At 69.1% G+C, this 3474-nt stretch carries 4 protein-coding genes; 1 reads left to right on the top strand and 3 read right to left on the bottom strand.

The window, feature by feature from the left end:
- Positions 1 to 137: 137 nt before the first annotated feature.
- Positions 138 to 893, bottom strand: a complete 756-nt coding sequence (locus VNJ47_04075; protein ID HXG28011.1) for a TSUP family transporter — start codon at positions 891 to 893, stop codon at positions 138 to 140.
- 110 nt (positions 894 to 1003) lie between these two features.
- Between VNJ47_04075 and VNJ47_04070 the strand changes: the two genes are divergently transcribed.
- A complete protein-coding gene (locus tag VNJ47_04070; GenBank protein ID HXG28010.1) occupies positions 1004 to 1891 on the top strand; it encodes a LysR substrate-binding domain-containing protein in 888 nt (295 codons plus the stop codon).
- Between the two features lie 62 nt (positions 1892 to 1953).
- Here the strand turns inward: VNJ47_04070 and VNJ47_04065 are convergent, their stop codons facing one another.
- Together VNJ47_04065 and VNJ47_04060 are read right to left on the bottom strand one after the other, a co-directional pair.
- Complete coding sequence (locus tag VNJ47_04065; protein HXG28009.1) at positions 1954 to 2649, bottom strand: GntR family transcriptional regulator; 696 nt, start codon at positions 2647 to 2649, stop codon at positions 1954 to 1956.
- A gap of 63 nt (positions 2650 to 2712) precedes the next feature.
- The coding region (locus VNJ47_04060) for an ABC transporter ATP-binding protein (GenBank protein ID HXG28008.1) at positions 2713 to 3474 on the bottom strand (762 nt) is incomplete at its 5' end.

Here is a 3474-nt window from a genome sequence, read left to right as displayed (position 1 = left end):
GTCGTCCTCGTCCCAGCGCAGGCTGCCGGTCACCGACTGCCAGAAGCCGTTCGGCCCCACACGGCGCAGCAGCAACACCTCGCCGGCCCGGGTATAGACCACCACCAGCACGGATTCGGGACGTTTGTACGGTCTGCTCATGGTTCCGCCAGCATGGCCTGCACTCCCTGCACAAGATAGAACGCGCCCAGGGCCAGGGTGAAGCCCTGGCTCCAGCGCCGGAACTGCCGATCGCTCATGCGCTCCAGCAGCCGCTGCCCGAGGCTGTTGCCGGCCAGGGCGCAGACGATGGCCACGGCGTACAGCGCGCCCGCGACCCCCTCGCCCTCGGTCATGGCCAGCGGCGCGAAATAGGCCAGCTTGAGACCATGGCCCAGCACCTGGGTAAGCGCTTTGGTGGCCACCACCGTGCGCCGGTCCAGATTGCTGCGCAGGAAGAACACATCGAGCAGCGTCCCGGCCACTCCGGCCAGCAACTGCAGCCCGGTCACCAGCGCTCCGCACAGCAGCGGCATGCCGCGGCGGGTGATATCCGGCGCCCAGCGCACCGGCAGGGCAGCGGCCAGAAACGGCGTCAGCCCGAGCCCCAGATAGACCCAGGCCTTGCCCAGCACCAGGCCGAGCGCCGTGAACAGGGCGAAGCTCGCCAGTGAGCCGGCGGCATAACCCGGCAGCACCTGCCAGCGCACGTAACGCCGCCACAGCCAGGCACGCCAGCCGGTCGAGGCCATCTGCGTGACCGCGTGCAGGCTCATCGCCGCCGGCACCGGAAGCACGGCCAGCAGCAGACCGAGCAGGACGACGCCGCCGAGCATGCCGAAGATGCCGGAGAGGAAGGCGGTGATCAGCACCGCCAGGGCGGTGGCGGGCAGGATCAGGATCAGGCCGGACATCCGTAGACTCTCTGGAAAGCTTGGGGTATGGCGACAGCATCCCCGATTATGGCTTCCGTCACAAACGAGCTTATGGCAGGCTTAGACCGAGTTTTTATTGGGGTTCTGCGATGTCCGCCCTACCTTCCCTGAAAGGTCTGCGCGCGGTCGAGGCCGCCGCCCGCCTGGGCAGCTTCACCGCCGCCGCCGTTGAGCTGTGCGTCACCCAGACCGCGGTCAGCCGTCTAGTCAAGCTGGTCGAAGACCAGCTCCAGGTGCGGCTGTTCGAGCGCCACGCCAATGCCCTCACCCTCACCGCCGCCGGCACCCGCCTGCTGCCCCATCTCAGCGCCGGCTTCGCCCGCCTCAGCCAGGGGGTGGCGGAACTGCGCCGGCAGCAGGATACGCGGGTGCTGACCCTGGCCGCCGGACCGAGCTTTGCCATGCGCTGGCTGATCCCGCGACTGGCGCGCTTCCACGCGCTGCACCCAGACATTGACGTGCGCCTCACCACCGCCCTGCCCAGCGAGACGCCGGAACTGCGTCCCGACTGGAATGCCGCCATCCGCCTGCTGCCGGCGGTGCCGCCCGGCTTGCGCGGCGATGCGCTGTTCCACGCCCGCCTGCTGCCGGTATGCCGCCCCGAGATCGCCGCCCGCCTGCGCCGCCCCGCCGATCTGGCCGGGGAGACTCTGCTACGGGTCAGTCAGGCGCCGGATGACTGGCCGCGCTGGTTCGCTGCCCAGGGGTTGACGCCGCCCACCACCCAGACGCTGGTGTTCGATTTCACCGCCTATGCCCTGCTGGCGGCCCTGGACGGGCTGGGGGTGGCGCTGGCGCGCGAGCCCTACGTGCAGGACGACCTGGCGGCGAGGCGGCTGGTGGCACCGTTCGGGCCCGGCCTCGACGAGGCGCAGCGCTGGTATCTGCTGTACCGCGAGGAAGCGCAGGACTCCCTGGCTTTCCGGCACTTCCGCGAATGGTTGCTGGGCGTGGTGCAGGATCTGGCGCCGCTCTGAGCGGCCCCATCCCGTCCAGCCGTATGGGAGTCGGTAGCGAGGGGCTTGGGGGCTTGTCTTGACTATGCCTCGCGGGCCGGGTCGATCTCGGCTAGCAGCCGCATGGCGATGGCCGCAGCATTCTGCACGTGGCGGGCACTGGCCGCGTACGCGGCGTCCGGATCGCGGCGCTTCACCGCTTCGTAGATCTCCATGATCTCGGCGAACGAGGCCTGGTAGCGCCCCGGCGTGCTGATGGTCATGGCACGCAGGTGGTTGATGCGCGCATTGAGCGACTGCACGATGTCCCACGCCACCGCTTTGCCGCTGCCGGCGAACAGCTCTTCGTAGAACGTGGTGGTGGCCTCGCGGATGCCGGTAGAATCGCCCGCCGCGAAGGCTTGCGCCATCCTCTCCACCGCCGCGCCGAGCCGGGCCACGGTGGCGTCGTCGGCGCGCTCGGCGCAGGCGCGCGCCGCATGGCTCTCCAGCAGCGCCCGCAACTCGTAGATCTGCGCGGTCTTGTCGGCGTCCAGCCGGGCCACGATCGGCCCCTGGTGCGGGACCGTCTCCACCAGACCCTCCGCCTCCAGATGGCGCAGCACCTCGCGCACCACGGAACGGCTGACCCCGAGTTGATCGCACAGGGTGCGCTCCACCAGCCGTTCGCCGGGCTTGAAATAGAGCCGGAAGATGGCATCCCGCATCTTCTCCAGGGTCAACTCGCGCAGCGTCTTCACGCTGCGGTCGATCTTCAGTGAACGATCCTGCGGCAACATACGCTTTTCTCGTGCGGAACCTGAAACATTCTGCATGGTGCGAAGATTAGCCGCGATCCTACATCAATGCTGGGCGAAGACGTGGCTCTGCGCGGCGTCCCATTCGATTCGGGCGGCGGCGCCGACGCAGAGCCCGTGCTCCCCCTTCAGCGTCATCGGCATGCGCACTGCGAGTTCCTGATGCCAGGCCGTCACCGCGGTGAAGTGCAGACTGTCGCCCAGATAGGTCATGTCGCGGACGGTGACGCCGAGACCGTTACCTGCCTCGTGCGGCCTCGCGGCGCGGATGCGCATGCGCTCCGGCCGCACCATGAGCATGCCGCCATCGCCCGGGCGCAGCGGCGCGCGCAGCCGAGCGGCGGCCAGTGCGTTGCCGTCGGGGAACACCACCCTGGCCGTGGCACCGACCGTGGTTTCCACCCGCACCGGCAAGAAGTTGGAGTTGCCGACGAAACCGGCCACGAAGTGCGTGGCGGGGTTCTCATAGAGTTCCTCGCCGGTGCCGATCTGCTCGATGCGGCCGTGGCTGAACACGGCGATACGGTCGGACAGGCGCAGCGCCTCCTCCTGGTCGTGTGTGACATAGAGGATGGTGACGCCGGTTTCCTGGTGGATGCGGCGCAACTCGAGCTGGATCTCCTCGCGCAGTCTCTTGTCCAGGGCCGACAGCGGCTCGTCCATCAGCAGCACCGGCGGGTCGTAGGCCAGCGCCCGGGCCAGGGCGACGCGCTGCTGCTGGCCGCCGGAGAGCTGATGAGGCCAGCGGTCGGCGCAGTCGCTCAGCCCGACCAGCTCCAGAAGCTGGCGAACCCGGGCGCTCTGTCT

The sequence above is a fragment of the Nevskiales bacterium genome, from assembly GCA_035574475.1.
In the GTDB taxonomy this organism is placed as follows: domain Bacteria; phylum Pseudomonadota; class Gammaproteobacteria; order Nevskiales; family DATLYR01; genus DATLYR01.
Note: the sequence above shows the minus strand (reverse complement) of the source record. Positions and strands in the feature narration are given on the sequence as shown.

Excerpts from the sequence above, each read along its gene's own strand:
- VNJ47_04075 (HXG28011.1), bottom strand. The coding sequence starts at position 893 with ATGTCCGGCCTGATCCTGATCCTGCCCGCCACCGCCCTGGCGGTGCTG.
- VNJ47_04070 (HXG28010.1), top strand. The coding sequence starts at position 1,004 with ATGTCCGCCCTACCTTCCCTGAAAGGTCTGCGCGCGGTCGAGGCCGCC.
- VNJ47_04065 (HXG28009.1), bottom strand. The coding sequence starts at position 2,649 with ATGTTGCCGCAGGATCGTTCACTGAAGATCGACCGCAGCGTGAAGACG.